The 24,300-nt window shown below is 46.8% G+C and carries 20 protein-coding genes; 9 read left to right on the top strand and 11 right to left on the bottom strand.

Translation table 11 applies throughout. The features are described 5' to 3' along the window. Positions 1–89: 89 nt before the first annotated feature. Positions 90–662: a phosphoribosylglycinamide formyltransferase gene (purN, locus tag BHV83_RS17835; protein ID WP_022321695.1), complete on the top strand. Its 573-nt coding sequence runs from the start codon at positions 90–92 to the stop codon at positions 660–662. Between the two features lie 9 nt (positions 663–671). Here the strand turns inward: purN and BHV83_RS17830 are convergent, their stop codons facing one another. Further along, positions 672–3,341 (bottom strand): TonB-dependent receptor, encoded by a 2,670-nt coding sequence (locus tag BHV83_RS17830; RefSeq protein ID WP_119215387.1) that lies wholly within the window; start codon positions 3,339–3,341, stop codon positions 672–674. An 11-nt stretch (positions 3,342–3,352) separates the two neighbouring features. Further along, positions 3,353–4,543, bottom strand: a complete 1,191-nt coding sequence (locus BHV83_RS17825; protein ID WP_122205501.1) for a DUF4925 domain-containing protein — start codon at positions 4,541–4,543, stop codon at positions 3,353–3,355. Between the two features lie 156 nt (positions 4,544–4,699). On the opposite strand from BHV83_RS17825, the gene BHV83_RS17820 reads away from it, so the two are divergent. Further along, positions 4,700–5,551, top strand: a complete 852-nt coding sequence (locus BHV83_RS17820; protein ID WP_122203895.1) for a helix-turn-helix domain-containing protein — start codon at positions 4,700–4,702, stop codon at positions 5,549–5,551. A gap of 10 nt (positions 5,552–5,561) precedes the next feature. Here the strand turns inward: BHV83_RS17820 and BHV83_RS17815 are convergent, their stop codons facing one another. From BHV83_RS17815 to BHV83_RS17780, 8 genes are all read right to left on the bottom strand, one after another. Continuing rightward, positions 5,562–6,761 carry an MFS transporter gene (locus tag BHV83_RS17815; protein WP_122203896.1) on the bottom strand — a complete coding sequence of 400 codons (1,200 nt, stop codon included), beginning with the start codon at positions 6,759–6,761 and terminating at the stop codon, positions 5,562–5,564. An 18-nt stretch (positions 6,762–6,779) separates the two neighbouring features. Further along, positions 6,780–7,892, bottom strand: a complete 1,113-nt coding sequence (gene pdxB / locus BHV83_RS17810) for a 4-phosphoerythronate dehydrogenase PdxB (RefSeq protein WP_122205500.1) — start codon at positions 7,890–7,892, stop codon at positions 6,780–6,782. Between the two features lie 35 nt (positions 7,893–7,927). Beyond that, the gene (locus BHV83_RS17805) at positions 7,928–8,782 is read right to left on the bottom strand and encodes an exodeoxyribonuclease X C-terminal domain-containing protein (protein ID WP_122205499.1); all 855 of its coding nucleotides are present in this window, start codon (positions 8,780–8,782) and stop codon (positions 7,928–7,930) included. Positions 8,783–9,641: 859 nt separating this feature from the next. Continuing rightward, a complete protein-coding gene (locus BHV83_RS17800; protein ID WP_286757836.1) occupies positions 9,642–11,396 on the bottom strand; it encodes a porin family protein in 1,755 nt (584 codons plus the stop codon). After that, on the bottom strand, positions 11,318–12,136 hold the full coding sequence (locus BHV83_RS17795) for a carboxypeptidase regulatory-like domain-containing protein (protein WP_286757835.1): 819 nt from the start codon (positions 12,134–12,136) through the stop codon (positions 11,318–11,320). Before BHV83_RS17795 ends, BHV83_RS17800 begins: the two co-directional genes overlap by 79 nt. An 18-nt stretch (positions 12,137–12,154) precedes the next feature. Then, entirely contained in the window at positions 12,155–13,012 is an 858-nt protein-coding gene (locus tag BHV83_RS17790) for a GLPGLI family protein (protein ID WP_005639896.1), read from the bottom strand. Between the two features lie 95 nt (positions 13,013–13,107). Continuing rightward, entirely contained in the window at positions 13,108–13,428 is a 321-nt protein-coding gene (locus BHV83_RS17785) for a HepT-like ribonuclease domain-containing protein (protein WP_005639898.1), read from the bottom strand. 60 nt (positions 13,429–13,488) lie between these two features. Then, the gene (locus BHV83_RS17780; RefSeq protein ID WP_005639901.1) at positions 13,489–13,719 is read right to left on the bottom strand and encodes a nucleotidyltransferase family protein; all 231 of its coding nucleotides are present in this window, start codon (positions 13,717–13,719) and stop codon (positions 13,489–13,491) included. Between the two features lie 147 nt (positions 13,720–13,866). Here BHV83_RS17780 and BHV83_RS17775 point away from each other — a divergent pair, with 147 nt between their 5' ends. The 7 genes from BHV83_RS17775 to BHV83_RS17745 all read left to right on the top strand — a co-directional run bounded on the left by BHV83_RS17775 (position 13,867) and on the right by BHV83_RS17745 (position 23,542). Continuing rightward, the gene (locus tag BHV83_RS17775) at positions 13,867–17,493 is read left to right on the top strand and encodes a glycosyl hydrolase 2 galactose-binding domain-containing protein (RefSeq protein ID WP_122205496.1); all 3,627 of its coding nucleotides are present in this window, start codon (positions 13,867–13,869) and stop codon (positions 17,491–17,493) included. 264 nt (positions 17,494–17,757) lie between these two features. Further along, the gene (locus BHV83_RS17770; protein WP_119215392.1) at positions 17,758–19,182 is read left to right on the top strand and encodes a sensor histidine kinase; all 1,425 of its coding nucleotides are present in this window, start codon (positions 17,758–17,760) and stop codon (positions 19,180–19,182) included. 6 nt (positions 19,183–19,188) lie between these two features. Beyond that, a complete protein-coding gene (locus BHV83_RS17765) occupies positions 19,189–19,872 on the top strand; it encodes a response regulator transcription factor (protein ID WP_119215393.1) in 684 nt (227 codons plus the stop codon). 52 nt (positions 19,873–19,924) lie between these two features. Then, complete coding sequence (locus tag BHV83_RS17760; protein WP_005639910.1) at positions 19,925–20,530, top strand: DUF4254 domain-containing protein; 606 nt, start codon at positions 19,925–19,927, stop codon at positions 20,528–20,530. After that, the gene (locus tag BHV83_RS17755) at positions 20,530–21,558 is read left to right on the top strand and encodes a glycosyltransferase family 9 protein (protein WP_122203901.1); all 1,029 of its coding nucleotides are present in this window, start codon (positions 20,530–20,532) and stop codon (positions 21,556–21,558) included. The genes BHV83_RS17760 and BHV83_RS17755 overlap by 1 nt, the downstream gene beginning before the upstream one ends. Positions 21,559–21,579: 21 nt before the next feature. Continuing rightward, a complete protein-coding gene (locus BHV83_RS17750) occupies positions 21,580–22,638 on the top strand; it encodes a glycosyltransferase (RefSeq protein WP_005639914.1) in 1,059 nt (352 codons plus the stop codon). Further along, positions 22,622–23,542: a lipopolysaccharide kinase InaA family protein gene (locus BHV83_RS17745; protein ID WP_259324874.1), complete on the top strand. Its 921-nt coding sequence runs from the start codon at positions 22,622–22,624 to the stop codon at positions 23,540–23,542. The genes BHV83_RS17750 and BHV83_RS17745 overlap by 17 nt, the downstream gene beginning before the upstream one ends. On the opposite strand, the gene BHV83_RS17740 is transcribed toward BHV83_RS17745, so the two are convergent. Then, positions 23,533–24,300, bottom strand: a complete 768-nt coding sequence (locus BHV83_RS17740) for a glycosyltransferase family protein (protein ID WP_005639918.1) — start codon at positions 24,298–24,300, stop codon at positions 23,533–23,535. The two genes, BHV83_RS17745 and BHV83_RS17740, sit on opposite strands and share 10 nt — an antisense overlap.

The raw sequence follows: 24,300 nt of genomic DNA, 5'->3' as shown, positions 1-24,300 counted from the left end.
TTTTTTATGTTACAAAACAAATTTAATGAGCTAAAAATGCGGAAAACTGCACATTTTTTCTTTTCTTGTGCACAAAAAAAGGAGAAAACATGAAAAACGTAGCAATTTTTGCTTCCGGATCGGGTACGAACGCGGAGAATATCGTCCGATATTTCTCTAAAAGTGAAACTATTAAGGTGGCAGTTGTTTTGTCTAACAACCGGAACGTTGGTGTGCATGCCCGGGTGAATAAGTTGGGTGTTCCTTCTTTTGTCTTTTCGAGGGAGGAATTTGCAGATGGGGCGCCTGTCTTGGCAAAGCTTGCGGAATATGATACGGATCTGATTGTCCTTGCCGGCTTCATGAATAAGATCTCCGATCCCTTGTTGAATGCCTATCCGGGTAAGATTATCAATATTCATCCTGCACTTCTGCCTAAATACGGAGGCAAAGGCATGTACGGGATACACGTGCACAAGGCGGTCGTTGCCGCCGGCGAACGGGAGACCGGTATTACGATCCATTACATAGACGAACATTACGACGAAGGGACGGTTATCTTTCAGGCAAAATGCCCCGTTCTGCCGTCCGATACGCCGGAAGAGGTTGCTGCGAAGGTGCACGCACTCGAATACGCTCATTATCCCAAGGTTATAGAAGATTTGCTTGCAGCCCGTATTTGAGGGATTGTATCAGAAGTTCGCGCTCAGTTGCATGACATAGGTACGGGGTGCGGAAACGAGCATCGGACGTGTGCTGTATTCTTTGTTGAACAAGTTATTCACCATGAACTGGAAAGACAGTCCTTTCATGATCTTCACGCCTGCACGCAGGTCGACCACACAGTAGGGCGTGTTGTTTTTCGCCCAATAGGAATGAAGTGTTTGCCCGTTCACATTGCCGAAGAGGATGTCGCGCACGTAGTCCATGATCTCCGGCTGTTCTTTTGTTCGCTCGTCCACCATCAGGTAGTCTACGGCCAACGTCTTACTTTTCCACACGATATTGGTTCCTAGTGTCAGTCGTTTCCATTGGAAGTCAAGGATGGCTTTCACTGTGTGTTTTTGGCGGTACTTCAGGTATTTGGATGTATTGGACTTCTCTTTCATCTGCATCGGATCATCGTAGGTCGCCTCTTCTTCGTTCTTTTTCTTATAATCGGCGTCTTCAGGTTCGATGAATACATATCCTAAGTTGTAGCTTAGCGTGGTATTGGGATTGAACGTGTAGACACCGTTCGTACTGACTTCCGCCCCGTAGATACGTGCTTTCGACACGTTATAGAACTGGGCGCCGAATCCCGGCATCTGGCCTTGGGTGATCATGCTCAAGAGGTCGCGCACACCGTTGATATACTGAAAAGTCGTATTGTTGAAGATTCCGAAGCGGAATTCGATCATGTCGGTATATTGGGTATAAAATCCCGCCAAGTCGAAGAATCCCGTCAGGTTTCCGAACTTATATCCCTGTTTGAAGCCCAGTTCGGCATTTACACCTTTTTCGGCATTCACCTCTTTGTTCGGGTACACGCCGACACCGCCGATGTCCTTACGGGCATATTTCTCGGTCAGAGAGGGATAGCGGTAGCCTTGCCCGAAGCTGGCGCGGATAAAGCTGTAGTCGGCAAGTTGGTAGTTCAGTCCGGCGCGGAAGATCGGTTTGACCGGAATCTTGGTTCCGAACAGTTTGGTATCTGCTTCCCGCAGGTAACCGTCCACCCGGTAGTATTCGGCACGCATGCCGGCCGATACGCTCAGGCGGTCGAAGAAACGCTGGTCGTACTGGACGAACAGGGCGGCATTGTCGCTGTCGTGCGTCCCGGTGGTTTTCGAAACGCTTTTCATGTGTTCGTAGGTTGCCCCGGCGGTGATCTGACTTCCGCTGTCCCATTTCTTATTGAACTGGTAGTCTACATAGTAGGTGTAGTTTTTGTCCGTCCCTTTGGGAACATTCTCCTTGTTGTTGTTCATCACCCAGGAGATCAGGTCGCAGTAATCGGCTGTCGTGGCAGTCGGGAATACCCCGTTCAGGATGTTTACGGCCCCGTCCACGATCCCGTTCAGGTCGCCTTGCAGTATCGGCTGGATCAGTGGGAAGAACGGGCTATAGTCTCCGTTCTTGATGTTGTCGATATAGGCGTTGACTGTGACTGCATCGCTTCCCATATTGCCTAAGATGTCGTCGAGCGACTTATGGCTGGAGCTTCCGTCGATGATGTTGTCTCCCCGGTAATAGAAACGGGTCTTGATCTTATGCGAGGTATTGTTGGTCGGATTGGTAAAATTGAAGAACGGGTCGATATAGAAGGTGTTCCCCTTGCGACCCATGTTGGCGATGGATGACGGCTGGTAGACTTCTACCGGAGAACGCCAGATGAAGAAGTCGGCATATTTGTCGGCCAGATAATTGAAATTGAACCCGTAGTTCAGCAGTTTGCCCTCTTTCATCGGATGGTGGTATGTCATATTGCCTCCGAGTCGCAGACGCCGGTTGTATCCTTGATCGCGGTATCCGTCATCGGAAAACAGGTTGAGTCCGCCCGATACATCGAAGTTTCCGATCCGTCGTGCGTGCGAGACGTCTGCCCCTTCATATTCGTCATGAACCGGATGGTCGTATACTCCGACATAGGCGCGGGCACTTGTGGTCGGCGTGAGTCCCGGCCGTTTCGTGCGGATGTTGATCACCCCGTTCAAGGCCGATGAGCCGTAGAGCACAGAGGAAGCACCCTTCATCACCTCTACCTGTTCGATATTTTCGAGCGGGACGATGTTCCAGTTGATCACTCCGTTGCCCGAACTTAGAGCGCTCATACCGTCTACCAACACAAGGCTGCGTGAACCGACCCCGTATGTCCATCCGTTCCCACCCCGTATGGAGGGTTGCTTGTCGTTGATATCCACACCCGGCATTGTGTTCAGTGTCGAACTCAGGTCGGTAGGGGCCTGCTTGGCGATATCGCCTGCTTTCAGCAGGTCCATCGAAACGGTGACATCGCTTAGTTTCTGTTCGAAGCGTCCGGCACTGACCACTACGTCTCCCAACAGGTTCGTTTTGATGTTCATATAGACATCTTTTGTTTTGGTATCCCCCTTGCGGAGTATCAGCGGGAGTTGTTCGTTCTCGTACCCGATGTAACTGAACAGGAGGTCGATCCCACCGTCCGGCAACGCGATTTCATAGGCTCCGTCGGCATCCGATATGGTTCCGTTCGTATCCCCGTTTATTTTCTTGTAGGTGATGTTGACGCCCGGTAGCGGTTCGTGGGTTTCCGCATCATAAACGTGCCCTTTCACCATTTGTCCGAATGCGGTCCCGGTGAAAAGTGACAGGGCGAAAATCAAGATATATAGCTTTCTCATATAAAATGCTTTTAATTGATGTTTTTGTCTTTGTACAAATAGATACCGATCTCAATGGGGATTGTGCTCAGCTCTTGGCTCAACTGGTCCAAGATCGCACCGAACGTCTTTCCTTTCAGGAGTATGGCTGCGATACTTACGAACTGGGGCGGGATCAGGTTGCCGATCAGATCCATGACAGGTGCGTTAAGCGTCTCTTCCGGAATAAAGACTTTCACGATCTCCAGCAAGGCGAACAATTCCTGTATTTCCGATTTGTCGAGGAGCAGGATGAGATCACCTTTTGCCGGGTCTTCGCTTTCGCGAATTGTCATTTTGATACCGGTTGTAGACCAAGTATTGATCTTCTGGTAGGCTGCCAGCAGCGCATTTTCCATAGAGCTATCCCCAGAGTTGGCTTTCGTCTGTCTGTTTATCATCACTTGGCGGATGATCATGTCGATCTGCGGGATTACATATAAGGATGTATTGTCGTTCACATAATAAGTCGCCAGGTTGGGAGGTGAAGCGTTCCAGTCGTTTGCCGGATGTTTGATGTAGTTGCCTATCAGACTTCCTATCCGGACCGAGTCGGGCAGGGGAGCATAGCGGGCGATGATGTTTCCGTCCGCCTGGAAGGCCAGACCGTCGAGCACAGAACTGATCAGGTTGCAGACCAGTTTGCCGCCCACCAGGTTATACAGCATTCCGATCATCGTCTGCATGCTGCCATTGTCTACATTGTAATAAGAGGCATTTTCGTGGGCGACATACCAGGTACCGTTCATTGTCAGCTGGTTCTCTGGAATCGTGATGTCCGACAGTTCCAGTATCAATTTTCCGGTCTGTATACTACCCAGATAATGAAATGCCGTACCGGTTGAGGTTGTCGCGCCTCCACTGAAAGAATAGCTGCCGGAACCTGCTGTCAGAGAGACGCCGGAGATAGCCGTTTCTTTATCGTGCGGTAGTACATATTTAAGAATGATGTGTGCGGTTTTCCCGTCATCCGTCTTAAATTCCACATCTTTTCCGATAAATGTATTCCCGTTATAGCTCAAAATAAGGGAATCTCCGTTTGCAGGGGCACTTAGTTTGTTAGAATAGGTCCCGCTTAGTTCCGCCGGGGAAAGGCCATCATAATCATCCTCGTCATTGCAGGATATCAAGAGAATAGCCAGCATCATGGCGCAAAGTAAACTGCATATTGATTTTCTGTCCATATGTTTCGCTTTTAGTCATATTATAGGATGATACAAAGAACAGGCTTAAGTTTGAAACAAACAATCTCCATGTTTGGGAATAAATATTCTATTTTTAAGATTGTTAGGTGAGCTAAGCATATTTTGCTACTTTTGAAACAACAAAACGATGTTTTTATGAAGATTGACGTTGACTTGCCTAAATTCGATATTCCGAAAGATTTTATCGTAGGCGATGGTATTACGGGTGACATCCTGAACATGTACGGGCTTTTTCCCTGCAAGATAAAAGCGGGCGTGTTTGCTTTTTGCACGCGGGGGACGATCCGTGTGACGATAAACCTGGATGAACATACGGCACGGGCGAACGATTTCATCACTTTGCTGCCCAATACCTTTATCCAGATTCATGAAGTGTCGGAAGATGCGGAAGTCTGTTTCGTCGCTTTTTCTTCCCGTTTTCTGGAAAGCATCAATTTTATCCGGACGATCTCCAACTTGATTGTTACGATCATCGAGAATCCGGTAGTCCCTTTGTCCGGTAATGCCGCCGCTATCTATAAAGATTTTTTCTCCTTGCTGGTACGGGCTGACAACGCTCCGGACTCTATCCTCTTTACCGACAGTTTGAAACCGGTCCTTGACCTGCTGATCCAAGGGGTGGTCAATATGTACAGGAGGTTCAATACCTGGAAAGAACCGGTCCTGAGCCGTGATAAGGAGATCGCTCGCGAGTTCGTGCAGCTTGTCTGGCAATATTATACGAAAGAGCGGAGTGCCTCTTTCTATGCAGGAAAGTTGCGGATCACCTTGCCTCATTTCTGCTACGTGATCAAAAAGACGACCGGGATGACAGCCCTCGATATTATTGCCAACATCGTGATAATGGATGCCAAAGCCCAACTGAAATCAACGAATCTCCCGATAAAGGAAATCTCTATCGGACTGGGCTACAGCAACGTCGCTTTCTTCGACAAGTATTTCCGTCGCTACGTGGGGATGTCACCGCTGGAGTATCGCAACAGCTAAGCCAACCATCTTATCTCAATTTGTTCCGGTTGAAATGAGGACCTGCTTTCAATAAAAAGAACAGTGTCGAAAAAATTGTCAGGCACGCCCCGAACAGGTAAGCGTAGTTGAATCCCCCGAAAGCCTGTGCGATGCTTCCGCCTATCATCAGCCCGATCCCGATCCCCACATCCCAACTGGTGAGATAGGTGGAAGTCGCTGTCCCCCTCTGGCTGTTGGGAGCGAGGTTCACGAACAGAGTGTTGAAAGCCGGGAACATCGTACCGAATGCGACTCCTTGTGAAAGGGCGATCCCGATATACAGATAAGAAGTGAAAGCCGAATTCCACTGCATCAGCCTTTCCAGAGCTGCCAGCCCGAAGAAGCTGGCGGCGGCAAGATACATCCCCAACGAGATGACCAGCGTGATTCTCCCTTTGTCGACCTGCCGCCCGGAGAACATACGCGAGACAGCCAGGCCGATCGCCATAAAGGTGAAATATAATCCTGAATTGACGGAAATCCCGATCTCATCGGCATACATGGCCACATATGTGGTTGTCATGCCGTAGGGTATGGAGAGCAGCAGTAAGGAGATGCCAGCCCAGGTCCCTTTCACCAAAAAGAAACGGTCCAGCGAGATCGGTTCCTTCTTTATCGGCTGCTTCTGCGGCGTCTTTACTAAATAGGCCATGATGAATCCGAGAAAACAGGAGAGGAGCGAGCAGGCGAAAATCGTTTCGTAGGAGAAGCTGGTGTGCATGAACAGCCCTGTCATCGGCCCGAAACTCATAGCCGTATTGTTTGCCAGCCCGTAATAGCCGATCCCCTCGCCGCGCCGGGAAGAGGGCAGGATGTCGATCACGATCGTATTGCCCGACACCGTCACCATGCCGAAGGCGAAGCCGTGCAGGATACGGAGCACGATGAAGATGCTCAGCAGGCTGGCGATCATATATCCGGCGAAGATGACCATGAAGACGGAGTAGGCTAAAAGGTACAACGGCCGTCTGGCGAATGTGTCCAGCAGGTATCCGGAGAACGGACGAATACAGAGGGCAGCAATAGTATAACACGAAAGGATAAAACCGATCATCGATTTATCCGCATCGAACTGGTCCTGCAAGTAAAACGGCAGAATCGGCAATATCAGATAAAATGCGAAGAACAGCAAAAAGTTGGCTGCTAAGATATAGCAGAAGCTGGGTGATATAAGTTTGTCTTTTGCCATTGTTTCATTTTGTTTGTGTTATTGTTGGATTCCGAACCCCAATCTTCGGAGCTGTCCGGTTTCTTCCGGGGTCGCATGGACGATTGTGTATGCACCGTATTCTCTTGGGTGATGATAGTTTGTCCGGAACCACTCGAATCTGTCGGGATTTTCCCGTAGCGCCCGGTCTATGGCAAGCGGGTTAAAACTGGTGAGGATCGCTTGTTCGATCCGGTTTTTGTCAAACCGATTCAAGTCGATAACCGGAGTTTCGGGAGCTGGCGGAATCACTTCGCTGATCTTCTCGATCTTCACTTGGAAGAATTTTTCGATGTTTTTCAGACACATACGCGTACCATTGGCTTTCCCGTCTGCCGAGAAACCGGCAATATGCGGGGTGGCTATCGTGGCCAGTTCCAATAATTCCCGGTTTATATCCGGTTCGTTTTCCCAACAGTCCAAGATCAGTTCACTGATCTTACCCTCTTTCCGGGCATGCAATAGGGCATCCGTATCATGGACGGCTCCTCTGGATGCGTTGACGAACCAAGGTTTCCGTTGGAGCTTGCGGAAGAAGTCTACTCCTGCCAGGTGGCGGGTGGCAAAACGGCCTTCTTTTGTCAGCGGCGTGTGGAAGGTGACGATGTCGGCTTGCTCTGCGATCGTCTCCAGTGAGACGAAACCGTCTTTCCCCTCCTTCTCCGCACGTGGCGGGTCGTTGCGGAGCACGTTCATCCCGTAGGCCGAGCATAACTTCTCCACCTCTTTTCCGACATGACCGACACCGACGATCCCGATCGTCTTCCCCTGTAGGGGTTCACCCTTGCGAAGCGCGATCGTGACCAATCCGGAAAGCACATATTGGGCGACCGAGACGGCATTGCATCCCGGTGAGTTCTTCCAGGTGATACCTGCCTTATCACAATACCGGGTGTCGATATGGTCGAAACCTATTGTAGCGCTGGTAATCAGTTTCACCCGGCTTCCTTCGAGCAGTTCGCGGGTACATTTATCGATACTCCGTACGATCAGTATGTCTGCATCTTGTACGTTTTCTGGTGTAAACTCTTTAGAAGTGAGATACTTTACCTCTGCGATCGGTTCTGCGATTCCTTTCAGAAAAGGAACGGTATTGTCGGCGACTATTTTCATCTTGCTGTCCTTTTTCGAGAAGACAAAGGTAGGGATTATTTTCCAATCTTGACATAATTCAACCGCGTGTACTGTATGCCATAACTTTCAACCGTCGCGGCGATACGTGCCGAAGAGATGTGTAGCACTTCACCCGGCCGGTAGGCATGTTCCAGGGAGGGCAACTGTCCGGATGCATGGCTGGGATTGCCGGATGCAAAGGTCAGGTTGACCAGGTTGCCGCTCGCATCGATGGCCGTCAGGCGCTGGCGTACGAAGAAGACCGGAGTCGTCCCGATGACGCAGGTCCTGTATGGGTCGTCTTCCACCCGTACTTTAGTTATTTTCAGGGTGAGATTGGACAGCTTGTCCCCTTTCTTTCCTAAGAAACGGCTGGTGGGACGTGGCTGGTATTTCTTTTTTAGCATCTTGTCCAGGTAGACGCAGTTGTAGGCTTGTGCCATTTTGACGAAACGTTCTTGCTTGGGGATGATAGGGGTATATTTAAAGGCGATCCAGTTCACGTAGCCCGGATCTATCCGCAAGATTTCATACAGGAAGTGTCCGCGGTATTTGCCGAAAGCGATCAGGTCATCTCCGTGTGTCGACATCCTCTTTTCATTGTAGTCCGTGACCAGGATCTGTCGGTTGGCATACCACAATTCGGAAGTGACGATGCGCAGCGACTGGATAATGTCCGGTTTCAAATCTTCGATAAACAAGATGCACCGCCTGTCAAGTAGAGGCGTGTAGAACCACAGGCTGTAGTCCGGATGTCCTTCCCTCGGTAAAACCACAAGGTAACATCCCGCCTCCTTATAAGAGGCTTTCCCTTGGTTGTAAACATTCAACTTCTCATAAAGGAGTTCCTGTTCCGCCTCTGTGATATTGGGTAATCTGGGGTTTGCCATATTGTTACCTCCTTTTTATGTTTTGACACATTGCCCGTTTTGCGTTTACCGTGCACTATGGACAGATTCAACTGTTTTAGCACTGTCTTTGTTCCAAAATCATGTGCTGAAGTCAATCTTTATTCATGCCGTTCATGCTGACAATATGAGTTGTGAACGAAGATCGAGAAAAATATTGATAATATCCATGTATTTCTAACTTTAATTGTTCATTTTCTTAGATTCAAACCACCTATTTGGTTTCACCGCCTTTTGAAATATTTTGATTATCAAATTGTATGGGTGGGTGAAGGTGAACATCGGGACTACCTTCAACTTAAAAATTTGCTTTCACCCTTGTTTTGTCCCGATCTCGGTTGACTATGTTCCCCTCCCGTCTCTTATCCAAAGCGATTTATTTAAGTGCAAAATAAAGCGATTATGGGAGTGCATAATATGCATATATTATAGATATTAAAACTCATCTTATATTCTTTTTTATTATCGACCAGGGTCGAAAGCCTTTTTGCCCATTGTCGAAAACCTTTTTGCCCAAGGTCGAAAAGGCTTTCGACAATGGGCAAAAGCTCTATGGCTTTATAGCTTGGCGATAGAAGCATGGCAGTTGTCGGTTTATAACACTCTTTCCGTACTCAGCTTATTTTTTTGATGAAGGCAACTGTGACCGGTGAAGGCACTTTTACTCTTTGCATTTACCCTTTAATGGTCTTGTAATTAAATTATTATGCACGTAGGTGAAGATGAATCCTTCTATCGTCCGGTAAACATCTCGGATAACGATTGGCGGGATGTCGTTTATTTCCAGCAGGCGGATGGCGTTATGCTGGTAGAGGGAACCGCTTTGGCAGTTATAAAATATTCAGAACTTGTACCGCATCGAGGCCATAAATTCCCGCGGACGGATATTGATCCAGGAAGTATAGCTTTCGGTGACGGAATACTGCGTGTAGCTATACTGTTTCTTGTTGAACAGGTTGGTCGCTTCGGCTGTGAACTGCCAGCTTCCCATTTTCCAACGTAGGAAGAGGCCGGCGAAGAAAGCGTTGACAGACTTGTCCCGGCTGACATCGTTGTGGTAGTGGTCTGCCGAAAGATTGATCTCTACAGGGAAAAGCTCGTAGGAGAGCTGGAACTTCTGGACGACGTTCAGGAGCGGATCGAGGCGTGTGCCGGTTCCGATCTTCGACCGTCCGAGGTAGATGGTCGCTTGATAGCTGGCAGAGAAGCTGCACAGGGGCGACCAGATCAGCTTCGGTTCATATTGCATGAAATCGTACCGGTAAGGCAACCGTTCGCCGGCGCTCAGTTGTTCCGCGTTGTTGCGTCCTAAGAGGTAAGAGAGCGACGTCTTCAGTCCCCAGTCGTAGAAGCCTTTGGAAAGGGTTCCTTTCACCGTCCAGCCGGAAGAATAGTTGGACAGGCGGTGGGAGACAAGCGAGACTTGCCCGTCGCGGACCTGCTGTTCGAAGATACGGTCGGACCATCCCCGGTTATGGTTGAGCGACAGGGTGGAAAAGAACTCGCGCACCGTGCTCTTGTACTCTCCGTACAACGAATAGCTCTGGTTGCGGTAGACGGGCAGGATACCGTTGTTCATCCGATAGTTGCGGTAGTCTGTGCGGTATGCAGCCGGGTAGAGGTCGGTGATGCTTCCGTAACTTTCCTTGTAGTTGGCATGGAAAGAAAAACGCCAGGCATAGTTGAACTTATAGTTGATGTACAGGAACGGATTGGCAGCCAACCGGGAAAAGCCGGCTGCTGGAAAGGTGGTCCATACGAACGGAAGATGGAAGGTCAGATTCCATTTGTGCAGGTTCCATTGGTAGTTCGGTTTGAAATACAGACTCGTTCCGTTCCGGATCGAATTGATATCGCCTGTTATACCGGTTGTATATTGCCGGGTCAGGTTCCCTTTCTTGCGCAGGAAAGCGAATGAATGGTCCAGATAGAACTGTTGCAAGTGTAACGTCTGTTCGTCCCCGTCTATCAGGATGTGGGCAGGCTGGTTGTGATAGCGGAGCAGTGAACGGAGTTCGAGCGTGTATTTATCCCGTGGCCAGATGTTTTGCAGGTAATTGCGTATGCCCATGTCCGGTGTCCGGATGTGCTGATTGACCGATGAGACACCGGAGATACGGGACGTGCTTCTTTCCCAGTTGCCGGAAAGGTTGAAGTCGTTTGTCAGGTAACGGCTGTCGGCGTTGTTTTCCAGGCTTGCCGCCACTTCCGCCCGGTCGGTACGGATGTGCGTGTCGTTTTGTTCCTTTAGGGTAACCGTATCTCCTGCCTGGTAATAATGGGTGATACTTCCCCTTTCTTGTTGTATGAGATCGTGCAAGTAGTTGATGTTGAAGCGTAACTGTGTCGCTTCGTTTAGCTTGTATATCCGGTTGCCGGAAAAGGAATGTACGTTGTTAAAGAGCAGCCGTTCCTTTTTCAGTGGAGCGGAGAAGGAGGGCTGGGAAAGGAATGACGGGATCGAAGGGCCTATTCTTCTTTTGGCTCCTGTTTGTGTAAGTACGTTCTGTTCGTCTGTTACATTGTTTCCCCGGTTGTTCCCTTTATAAATATAGGCGGACTGGCTTTTACGGCTGATCTGGATGGCATTGCCCATGCCTTCCCACAAAAGGGGGGGGGAATGCCCATGCTTCCTTCCAACGTCCCCATCCAGCGGTCTCGGAAATTGTCTTTCAGTTTGAGGTTGATCGCGATATCTTCGGTTGTCAGCTTCTTTTGCAGGGCACGGATGGGTTGATGGTTTTCCAGTATTTGCACGCTCTTGACAGCACCCGCCTGCAAGTTATTGGTTAGTTGGTTGTACCGCCCGTCTGTCAGGTCCATGCCTTCCACATAGAACTTGCTGATGTTTTTCCCGTTGTACGAGATTTTCCCGTCGTCGTCTACATCCACTCCCGGCAGTTTTTTCAGTACGTCTTTGATCGCTTCGTCTTTCGGACTGATGAATTGTGACACGTCGTAATTGATCGTGTCGTGTTGCCCGTAGACGCGCCCCGGACGTATCTCGACCTCTTTCAGAGTGAAGATTTCCGGTTCGAGGCGGATGAGAAGTCTTGTCCCGGCTGTGATCTTTTGCCGGATCGCTTTATATCCCAACAGTGAGACGTGGACAAACAGTGAGTCGTCTGCTTGGTGGAGCGGGAGGATGAAGGTGCCGTCGGCCTTTGTCAAGGTGTAGGTCAGCGGGAGCTGCCGTCCGGTTTTACGTATCTGCACGGTTGCGGCATCTACCGGCTGGCCGTTTCCGGCATCGGTCACGGTCCCTTTGATGACTTGCTGGGCAGACAGGTTGTAGGCGGTGATCAGGAGAATGGATATATATAGGAGGCTCTTCATTGTTTGTTCTTGTTTTTGTTACTCTTTTTCTATCGGATTGTAAGGCGTGTTCTTCGGGTGCATCGGTTGTCCGTCTTCTCCTTTGACGATGATCTGCATACCGGGGGAGGTTTCCTTCAGATAGCCGATCGGGTCGGCGGCGAAACGTTCGTGTATCCGGAGGAGATCTTTGCGGGAGATCGGTTCGTATTCGCTTCCGATAAACAGGATGGCTTCTTCTTTGCCGGCTTTCTCGATACCGGTGCAGACGAAGGTGTAGTGCTGCCGGCTGTCGGAGGCTTTCAGGATCAGTCCGGGCAGTCCTTGCAGTTTCCAAGGACCTTCGCTGCGCGGAATTTCCGGAGTGTACCAAGCTTCGTAGTTCCGCCCCCGGAATCGGCAGGTCGCTCTGTAGCAGGTGTAGGCGAGGAAAGTTGCTGTGTCGGGATGCAGTTCCCAGACAGGAATCTCTGTTTTTTCTTCCGAACGGAAGTTACTGGCGGCGATAGGTTCGAGTTGTGTCAGTTTGCCTTCGGGATAGTTTTTGAATATCTGGTAGTTCACTTGGCTGGTGCCTTGTTTCATATGTTCCTGGATGATTTCCTGCGAAGCTCCGGTCGCTTTGTCCATTTCGATAAGCGAGTCCATACGGAAACGGGCATAGCTGTAGAACAGGGAACTTTTGGAACCTACCTTCAGCATCATAGTCTCATCGATGTGTTTGTCTTCATGGGCTGTGTCGCCGACAAAGGAGAGGTCGTACTGGGCGGTGAACAATACCTTGTCGATGGGTTTCGCCTTGAGCACTTCGCTCATGTTGTACACGCGGATATTGAATTGGGCCTGTACAGCCCCGCATGCCAGTAAAAGAACTGCGGATAATAGGATTCGTTTCATAACTTTAATCGTCTTAGAGTGTTTGTCTGCTGCAAATGTAGCGGACGGCAAACCTCCGGGGCGAGTAAAGTTATTACTGAAATATTACGGTGGGGTTATTCCTGGCTATCCAAATCCTTTTCTATATCTTTTATAATAAGTAAGACGGTGCTTTTTAGGGGTGGGAGATGTTTCTTAATTGTAATGAATATCTTTTCCTCATCAACAGCAGAGTATTCGTGCGAAATGATATTACGCTGTCCTATCACCTTAACCCAAGGTACTTGGGGATATTTAGGTAGTAACTGTTTATTTGTTTTATCGTCTATTTTCTTGACGTATTCACCGATTGTCTGTAAGCGCATGACACAGGAATCAAATATGGTCATTCTCCAAGGTGTGGAAAGGAAGTCGTCCGGTGTTTGTATTTTATACATCGGTCGAGAATTACATCAATAGCCTCGGCTATAAGATACAATCTGTCTGTAATTTCATCTTTATGCATAAATACCCTCCTTTAGTATCTTATCCAGTAACAGAGGCCTTAAACTTTTACGCAAGCGAATCAGGTCGATCGGGCAGCCACACCGTTTTTCCAAATCACTTTTCTCTGTTTGTTCTCCACGAACAACTGATCCGAAGATGCCGATTTTGAGGATACCGTATTTATCGGCAAATTTGGATTTGAATTGTTTTAGCAAAGTAATATAATATCTGTAATCTTTCATGAAGAATCCTGTATATGGGATCAAAGATACATAAAAAACGGTGATTCCTATGTAAATAGTAGTTTTTTCCGTAAGTTTGTGCAAACTTCTTTCAAGTAAGGGGTTAAGTGATCAAAAAACACAAAATAATAAAGCAAACTTTCATAAATGAAGACTTTGGATAAACAGAAAAAGAACGTCCTTACCCTTTGTGGGGCGGCGATGGCATCGTTGCTTCTTTGGGGATGTGGCGGAACAAACCCTACGGCCGAATCTTTCGAACGGTCTGATTATTATACGCGTGGTATCGGACAGTATCCGGGTGACCCGAAGGAGGATTTCTCGCCTTCTCTGGCTCCGGATCCTTCCACTTACCGTAACATTGCCCGGTTGCGATCGGCTTTTGCCTCTTCCAGTCATGACTATAACCTGGTGGCGCAGTTGGCGACAGACGGCATCGTGACGGACGAGCAGCCGCAGTATCTGAACTTGTCTACGCCCGATGGAGACGTTCCGAGACGCGAACGCGAATGGATGATCGACGAAGGGCCGTATTCACGGAATACTTTTCCCGGCGAAGATACCTATTTCCGGTTTACGCTGGCAAACTATAGCAAAGCGGCCGGCAAACTGTCGCTGGTAGGAACGGTCGTGTATGACGATAAAGTGTCGGAAGGCGGCTACGAGATCATCTGCCAGGGTTCCAATGACGGAAAGAACTGGACGGAAATCGGCAAACTGAGCGGTAGCGGTCTGCCCGGTCAGGCAGTCTCCGGACGGGTGGTGGTGACCGACCCGAACAAACAGACGGGCGAAACAACCATGCCGGTCCGCAAACTGAATGAAACGATTACTTTCAATTCCGAAAACGCTTACTCCGATTACCGCGTGCTGCTGAAGATGGCAGGCGCACACGATTGGGTGTTTACGGAAGCTAATTTCATGGATAAGGACGGTGGTTTAGTGGAAATGAAACCGTCCCAGTTCTTCAACAGTGCCTGGATGAGTGCTACTGGGGGTGAAGAATGGTTGTATGTGGATCTCGGCAGCATGTCGGAGTTCGATAAGGTCGTGTTGCACTGGATCAACAAAGCCGTCAAAGGAAAAGTGCAGGTGTCGGATGATGCCAAGCTGTGGAAAGACGCAGCCGAACTGCCGGGCGGTGACGGCCTGATAGATGAAATCGCATTGAACGGCAAACAGAATGCCCGCTATGTGCGTGTCCTGATGCAACAGCCGGCGAACGATAGCCGTTATATCCTGAGCGAAGTGGAAGTAATGGGTAAAGGCGGATTAGTGGCTCAGCCTGTGGCTCCTCCTCCTGCTTCGAAGGGAAAGATCATCTTGTCCGGCGGCAACTGGGAGCTGCAACGTGCTTCTGAAGTGACGGCTTCGGGTGAAGAAATATCTACTCTGGGCTACAAGCCGGAGAACTGGATCGTGGCGACAGTGCCGGGAACGGTATTGAGCAGTTATAAGAACATCGGGGCAATCGCCGATCCGAACTATGCGGACAACCAGTTGCAGGTGTCCGAATCGTTCTTCTGGTCGAACTTCTGGTATCGTGACGAGTTCGAAGTGCCGGAAGGATTCAAGCAGGACCGCCTGTTCCTGAACTTCGACGGGATCAACTGGAAAGCGAATGTCTTTCTGAACGGAAAGAAACTGGGCCGTATCGAAGGCGCCTTTATGCGGGGCAAGTTCGATGTGACGGATCTGGTTGTTCCGGGTAAGAACGTGGTGGCTGTAGAGATCATCCGGAATAACCATATCGGGGCGATCAAGGAAAAGAACAAACAGAGCACGGACTTCAACGGCGGAATCTTAGGGGCTGATAATCCGACCTTCCACGCTACGATCGGTTGGGACTGGATTCCGACGGTTCGCGGCCGCAATATCGGTATCTGGAACGATGTCTTCCTGACTTCAACCGGAAAGGTGACGGTTGCCGATCCGCTTGTTACGTCTGTCCTGCCGTTGCCCGATACGACTTCCGCTACGTTGACAGCCGAGGTGATCGTGAAGAACCACGATGCCAATACGGTAAGCGGTACGTTGGAAGGCAAAGTAGGAGATATCACATTCCAGCAACCTGTTTCCCTGGCGGCGGGAGAAGAGAAGACGGTCGTTTTCGATGTCAAGGACTTCCCGCAACTGAAGATGGAGAACCCGCGCTTGTGGTGGCCTAAAGGTTACGGCGCGCCGAACCTCTACGATGCCAACTTCACCTTTAAAGTGGATGATAAGGTTTCGGATGCGAAAGACTTCAAAGTCGGTATCCGCCAGATGACATTCAATGAGGATAATCATATCCTGAGCCTCTTTATCAATGGCCGTCGCTTTATCGGCCGGGGCGGTAACTGGGGCTTCGGTGAATCGAGTTTGAACTATCGCGGCCGCGAATATGATATTGCCGTGGCTTACCATGCCGATATGAACTTTACGATGATGCGTAACTGGGTCGGCATGATCGGCGACGAGGAGCTTTATGAGGCTTGCGACCGCCACGGTATCATGATCTGGCAGGACTTCTGGCTGGCTAACCCGGCCGACGGACCTGATCCGTATTATCCGGAAATGTTTATCGCCAATGCGGAAGATTATGTGAAACGGATTCGCAGCCATGCGTCTATCGGAATCTATTGCGGACGTAACGAAGGATTCCCGCCCGAACAGATCGACAAGGCGTTGCGCCGTATCATCAAGGAAGACCATCCGGATATCCATTATATCTCCAGCTCGGCTGACGATGTGGTGAGCGGTCACGGCCCCTACCGTATGCTTCCGGCAAAAGAATATTTCACGCTGAAGACCGGTAACGACAAGTTCCATAGCGAACGAGGCATGCCGAACGTCATGACCTATGAAAGCATGCTCCGCACGTTCTCGCCGAAAGGGATCTGGCCGCAGGATAACGAATGGGGGATGCATGACTATACCCGAGAAGGGGCACAGGGCTGTACCTCTTTTAACGAGATCATCGCGAAAGGGTATGGCGAACCGCAGAATGCGAAAGAGTTTGCCGAATTGGCACAGTGGGTGAACTACGACGGCCACCGCAGTTTGTTCGAGTCCAGAAGCCAGAATCGCAAAGGTCTGCTGATGTGGATGAGCCATTCCTGTTGGCCTTCAATGGTATGGCAGACGTATGATTACTATTTCGAACCGACTGCCGCCTATTTTGCTATCAAGAAGGCTTCCGAGCCGCTGCATATCCAGTGGAATCCGGCAACGGACGAGGTAGAAGTGGTCAACTACAGCGCTGGCACGCATAAAGGCCTGACGGCAAAAGTACAGGTTCTGAATATGGATGCATCCGTAGCTTGGGAAAAGGAAACGACTGTCGACAGCAACGAAGATACGACCGACAAGTGTATCAAGCTGGAATTTCCGGAAAACTTGTCGAAGGTCCATTTCATCAAGATGACGCTGACCGAAGATGGCAAAGTCGTTTCCGACAACTTCTATCACAGAAGTTTGGAAGAAAACAACTACCAGGATTTGTGCCAGTTGGCAAAGGTTGCTTTGCAGTCCGCAACAACCGTGGATAAAAATGCAGACGGAACCTGGAGTGCCGTGTCTGTTATCGAGAACAAGACGTCTACACCGGCTTTGATGATCCGCCTCAATGTTGTAGGTGGTAAAGACGACCAGCAGATTCTACCGGTATTTTATTCCGACAACTATTTCTCTTTGCTTCCGGGTGAAAAGAAGGAAGTACGTATGAGCTGGAGAGATGAAGATACCAGAGGTAATGAAGGCAAGGTCTTAATTACCGGATATAACGTGGAATAATATTATAGGTCGGCGACGGAAGGTGTGCAAAGTACCTTTATTACGATCCTTTAGGCACAGATTTACACGGATAAATTTATTTTCTTTCCGTGTATCTGTGCCTAAATTATGCCTATTAGCAAGCAGAATTTTGTTTCGACACACCTCCTGTCATATTTTTTTCTTGATTATTACTAAAATATTACGCAGCCTGAAAAAGATCTATTTTTGTATAGGACTTATCGGGAAGCTCTTTACCTTTGCCGGAAAGAGTATCGGAAGTAGATGGGAAAGCGGATCAAACTGATTTATATATTATCGTTATTCTCAGCTTTAATGGCGATAAGCGTGCAGGCCTATTGGCTCTATAATCAGTATCGTTATGAAGTGGAGCGATATGCTGATGAAATTGCCGCCGATGTATTGCGTGTCGGAGATGAAGAGTTTGCCGAGCGCCGGAAAATGGCGATAGGTGATGATACTTCTTATATAATAGATCGTAGTTCGCGTACTCAATCCGGAACTTCCACTATCAGGAATGTGCAGACACAACTTTGTTTTGATTTTAAAACGGATGTCTTGGTCGATTCGATAATTGGCGGTCAACTGAATATGACAAAACTAAACCTCTCGTTTGATGCGACCTTACCGGAAGACAGCATTATTCATGGTGTGGAACGAAATGTCGTTAATTACTATATTCCTTTCCAGGTTGAACGTTTGGATAGTCTGCTTCGGGCGCGCTTGTCGCAATACGATTTCCAGATCGCTTTTTTGCCGGAAGGAGATACATTGAGCCGTTTCAATTCTTGGAAAATTTTACCGGAACATCTGTTTCCGCCTTGCTTGGGAGTTAAATACCGGTATGCTCCGTTGGAGCGGAAAGGGGTGATGATAGAAGTCGGTTTCCCGATAAACCCTCTTCTGAAGCGGATGGTGGGACAACTGATTTTGAGTCTGTTTCTGATCCTGTTGCTGCTTTCCTGCTTGGGTTTGCAAATTAATACGATACTTAAACAGTATAAGCTTGGCGAAATGCGTGAAAGTTTTGTTCATACGATGATTCATGAATTGAGACGTCCGGTACAGACTTTGAAAATGTGTGTCTCTTTCTTGAATGATAAAGAGATGCGCACGGATGAGGCTGCCTGCGACGGTATTGTCCAGGACGCCTTGTTTGAGCTGGACAATCTTTCCGCTTATCTGGAGAAACTGAAAAATATGGTGAGTGCCGACGGTAGTGCGACACTGCTGCATCCCATTCTGTTCAATTTGCAAGAGTTGGTTGAAAAGGTGATCCGTTTAGTTCATATTCCATCTGGAAAACAGGTTGCTTTTTCTACTGCTTTTCCACCTGATCTCCCATTGGTTACAGCTGATCCTGTGCATATTGCCAATATTCTGAGTAACCTGATAGAGAATGCGATTAAATATTCCGGCTCTGGAGTCAATATCCGCGTAGTCGTTATCCGGAATGACAAGCTGATAGAACTGACCGTAGCTGATGATGGCGTTGGTATTTCTGCCGACGAACAGACGAAAGTCTTCGAGAAATTCTATCGCTCCGTCCATTTACCGGATAAGCAAATTCCTGGATTGGGACTGGGATTGAGTTATGTACGTCAGATAGCCGAAGCCCATCATGGGCAGGTCTCGCTTCGTAGTGAAGTGGGAAAGGGCACGGAAGTAACAGTAGGATTACCGATATAAAACGATATGGCGACACCATTAAAAATACTTTTTGCAGATGATGATCTGAAATATTCACTTCTCCTCAAACGTTTTCTTGAAAAAGAAGGGTATGATGTGGCTTATACCGGAAACGGGATGATGGCTCTCGAACAATTTCCGGTTGTTAAGCCTGATCTTGTCCTTTTGGATATCAATATGCCGGGTTTGAATGGTTTTGAGGTCGCAGAAAAGATACGGGAAAACGATCGCCATGTCCTGATCTTTTTCCTTTCCGACCGTTCGGACAAAAACGACCGCCTGAAAGGCTTCAGCCTCAAAGGGAATGACTATCTTGCCAAGCCTTTCTATCCGGAAGAGCTGCTGGCGCGGATCAAAGAGCGGTTTGAAGTGAATCCCGATGTGAAAGTCGAAGAAGAAATCTATCATTTCGCTAATACCGTGTTTGACTATTCCACAAATGAAATCCGTACAGGCAACAGCAAGACGTTGGTCACTTCCCGTCAGGCAGAAATTCTTCGTATCCTCGCCCGTAATCCAAATGTTGCGATCGACCGTGAAATCATCCTATCTGCTGTATGGGGAAATGTCTCTTATGCCAACTCCCTGGCTTTGAATGTGCAGGTCACTTATCTTCGCAAAGCCTTGCGTAACGACCCTTTGACCAGTATCGTTTCCCTTACAAAAAAAGGCTATATGCTGAAAGGATAAAAAAACTTGCTATCTTTGCGCAATTGAGAAGTATAGACAAATAAAAAAGCGTATGAGTTTCAGCGAAAAGTCTTGCCTGGTATTTGAACAGGCTACGAAGGCATATCATATCACCGATCATATAGATGCCACGGTACATAATCCTTATGAGGTGAAGAGTATAGAGTTCTATCTGTATTTGAAGAATTGGATTGATGCTGTGCAATGGCATATGGAAGATATTATCCGCAATCCGGCTATTGAGCCGACTGAAGGATTGGTGATCAAACGACGGATTGACAAATCCAATCAAGATCGTACGGATCTGGTTGAGTTAATTGACAGTTTCTTTTTGGATCAGTATAAAAATGTGAAAGTCTTACCGAATGCAACGATCAATACAGAGAGCCCAGCATGGGCGATTGATCGATTGTCCATCTTGATCCTGAAGATTTATCATATGCAACAGGAGGTAGATCGTTCGGATGCGACTCCTGAGCATAAGGGAAAATGTGAAGAAAAATTGCGCATACTTTTGGAACAAAAAAAGGATTTATGCGTGGCATTGGATCAGTTATTGGCAGATATCGGTGCTGGACGTAAATATATGAAAGTCTATAAACAAATGAAGATGTATAATGATCCGGCCTTGAACCCAGTATTGTACGGTAAAAAATAATGGCAAAGGTATTAGTAATACGACTCTCGGCTATAGGCGATGTCGCTATGACGGTGCCTGTCATTTATTCTGCCGCCAAAGCTAATCCGGAAGATTCCTTTACTGTTTTGACTCAAGCTTTTTTGATGCCCCTGTTTATGAATCGTCCACCTAATGTGGAGGTTATCGGTATTAATACAAAGGGGGCTGAAAAAGGGCTTATCGGGTTGTTGAAATTTATCTCGGCATTGTTGAAATTCGATTTTGATGTTATCTTGGATTTGCATAATGTGATCCGTACGATAATAATCTGTACTTTTTTCAGATTGAATGGTAAGCGTGTGTTTGTGTTGGATAAAGCGCGGAAAGAACGTAAAAGATTGACTGCAATTAAAGGCAAACGACTTTATCCTCTTCGTCCGGTTATAGTCCGTTATGCCGATGTGTTTCGGGCTGCTGGGTTGAACTATACAGAAACGTTTACATCTCTTTATGAAGAATTTCCTGCCGAATTGTTTGGAATGGCCTCCGTTGCTGGAATTAAAAAAGGCAAATGGATCGGTGTTGCTCCATTTGCCAAACACCGAGGTAAAATTTATCCAGTGGACGAAATGGAACAAGTCGTTGCCTGTTTGTCGAAATGTGAAGATTATACTGTTTTTTTGTTCGGAGGGCGAGGATATGAGGAGGCAATCCTTGAACAATGGGAGTTTCAATATCCACGTGTTAAAAGTGTTGTAGGTAAATATGCCTTGGATAATGAGTTGGCGTTAATCAGCCAATTGGATGTGCTATTGTGTATGGATTCTGCAAATATGCATTTTGCCTCTTTGGTAGGTACACGAGTGATTTCGATTTGGGGAGCGACGCATCCTTATGCCGGTTTTTATGGTTATCATCAAGATTCCGGTGATGTTATTCAGGAAAATTTACCTTGTCGGCCTTGTTCTGTATTTGGGCAGAAACCATGTTTGCGCGGTGATTGGGCGTGTATGACACTGATAACACCGGAGAGGATTGTTGAAAAGGTAAAGGCATCAATAAAATAGTAAAGAGAAAACTACGATATCATGAGGGTCTGTTATTTTTCAAAATGTTATAAAGAACTATATAGTGCGGGAAGTAAAGCAAAGACCGATATGGAACAGATTATGTGCGATTTAGGATATCGGAATATCGGGTTTCCTTGTCTCGTTTGTTCGAATAAGATACTTGGCTTTGTCATAACTTTGCTCAGTATGATTAAAGTTTGTTTTAAGTTAAGGTCAGGTGATATTTTGATTATACAATATCCTTTGAAAAAATATTATACGTTATTATGTAATATAGTGCATTATCGAGGAGCTAAAGTTATAACCTTGATTCACGATTTAGGCTCTTTCCGACGGAAAAGATTGACAGTCCTTCAAGAAATTGATCGTCTGCAGAATTCTGATTATTTAATAACATTGAATGATTCGATGTCTGCTTGGTTACAAACTAAGGGGTGTGAAGTCCCGAAAGGAGAACTGAAGATTTGGGATTATTTATCTCCAGCCATTGTCTTAAACAAAATAGAACCAGCTACTGACTATACGGTTGTTTATGCAGGCGCGTTGGGATATAATAAAAATCGTTTTTTATATGAGTTGGATCGTTTACCTCGTCAATGGCATCTGAGTGTGTATGGTAAAGGATTAGAAGCTGATAAGATTCTCAATAAAGAATATTTCTCATATAACGGCTTTTTGCCGGCAGATCAATTGATATCTTCGGTACAGGGTGATTTTGGCCTGGTTTGGGATGGAGATTCTTATGAAGCATGTACTGGCAACTATGGTGAATATTTACGATATAATAATCCTCATAAAGTCTCTTTGTATGTCCGTTGTCATCTTCCGCTTATCATTTGGGAGAAGGCTGCATTGGCTCCTTTCATAAAAGAGAAGGAAATAGGTATTTGCATAAATTCTTTGGAAGAACTGGATGGTAAATTGGAGAAATTGACGGTGGATGATTATTTTAAGATGAAATCTCGGGTGATTGAGATAAGTAACTTGTTGTCTGTAGGATATTTTTTTACTAAAGCCTTGGATGAGGCTGTTAAGTTTCTGACAAAATCGGATGTGGCAGATGAAGGTCGTAATTAATCCTAAATACAATTTTCTCACTGATTTTATTTATCATCTTCCTGGATGTTTTTTCAAGGACGGTGAGACTATATACCAAGGACGTAATATCCTTAAAAAGTACGATATACAAGGATATCATATGATAGTCAAGAGGTTTAAACGTCCTAATATAATAAACCAGATTGTATATTCTTTTTTTCGTAGATCGAAAGCACGACGCTCTTTTGACTATTCGCTTGAAGTTCAGAAGCGTGGATTTGGAGTTGCAGATCCTATTGCATATATTGAGATAAAGCACGGAGGTTTACTTACCGATAGTTATTATATATCCTTATATATGGAAAGGATGGAAGAACTTCGCGAGTATATGGCTGTGTATAGAGCAGAAGATCGAGAGCTCAGACTGGCTTTTGCACGTTTTACGGCACAATTGCATAAGGCGGAAATATTGCATGTCGATTATTCCCCTGGCAATATCCTGGTAAAGAAACAGGCTGGTTCGTATGTGTTTGCGTTAGTGGATGTCAATCGGATGAAATTTAAAAGTATTTCAGTTGTTGATGCTTGTAAGAATTTAGCTCGTTTGGCAACATCCCGTAAAGTTTTGGATGAAGTGGCGTGTGAATATGCCTCTCAGCGGGGATGGGATAGTTTGGAAATAATGCGCTTGATGGGAGAATATAGTGATCGTTTTTTCAAGAATTACGCATTTCGTCTTGGCAATAAAGCGTGGCGAAGAAATGGGGGAAGTTGTTTTGCCCTTCCTTCTTTTTTCTATAAAGCATATGATCTGTTAAGTTGTTGTAAATTACTTCCAGAAACGACACGCAATGTTTACCATCATAAACGGATTTGGGTTTATGATGATTATTTGCGTCCGTTTGATTTTCGGAAAGTGTTTCCTGAAAGTCTTCAAGACTGAGTTTTAGTATCTAATTTTGATTTAGAACTCCATTCCGTGATATGTGTACAATGGCTAATGTAGTATTGTTCTTCTTCGGACAGATTCGAAGAGTCGTTATACCAAGGCAAATGTTCTGCTTGGTAGGGATATGCTGTTCGGTAAGCTTCGACTGAACGGCTTCTGCTCAATCCGACACGAGGGCGATAAAGGGCGAAGGTTGTATCTATTGGTGCTCTGTACAGACCTCCTTCGGCAGGTTTGAGATAATATTGTTTTTCTAAATTGATAACTTCTTCTTTGTGTATATAGGAATCGGGGATATTATCTATTCGTAGGGAAAAACCGATCTTGCGGGCGAATGGATGTTTTTTTAATTCTTTAAAAAAATAGTCGATGAAGTCTTTAGGGCAATAATCGGAAGGGATTACATCCGAATCTGTATAGATATAATAGTCATTGCAGAATCTTTTTTTTAAAGGCGATTCCCAAAGTGCTTTAAAGCCTAAGTTTTGATTGAGATGGAATACTGTAAATGGGCAGGTTTTGTAATATTCCAGCAAAGGTGGATAAGTCGATGCATTATCCAGAATGTAAATATTGGTATATCCACAGGCAGTCAATGTTTCTGTTAACAGCCGTAAGGTTGTGAGACGATTAAAATTATTGATGATAATAGGAATCTCTTTGGCATCTCTAATTAGAGATGGACTTATTATTTCTCGAAGGAAATAATAGTAAGAGCCGATATTGCATGTTAATGTTTTGAATATACTCAT

This window comes from Parabacteroides sp. merdae-related_45_40 (genome assembly GCF_001915675.1).
Note: the sequence above shows the minus strand (reverse complement) of the source record. Positions and strands in the feature narration are given on the sequence as shown.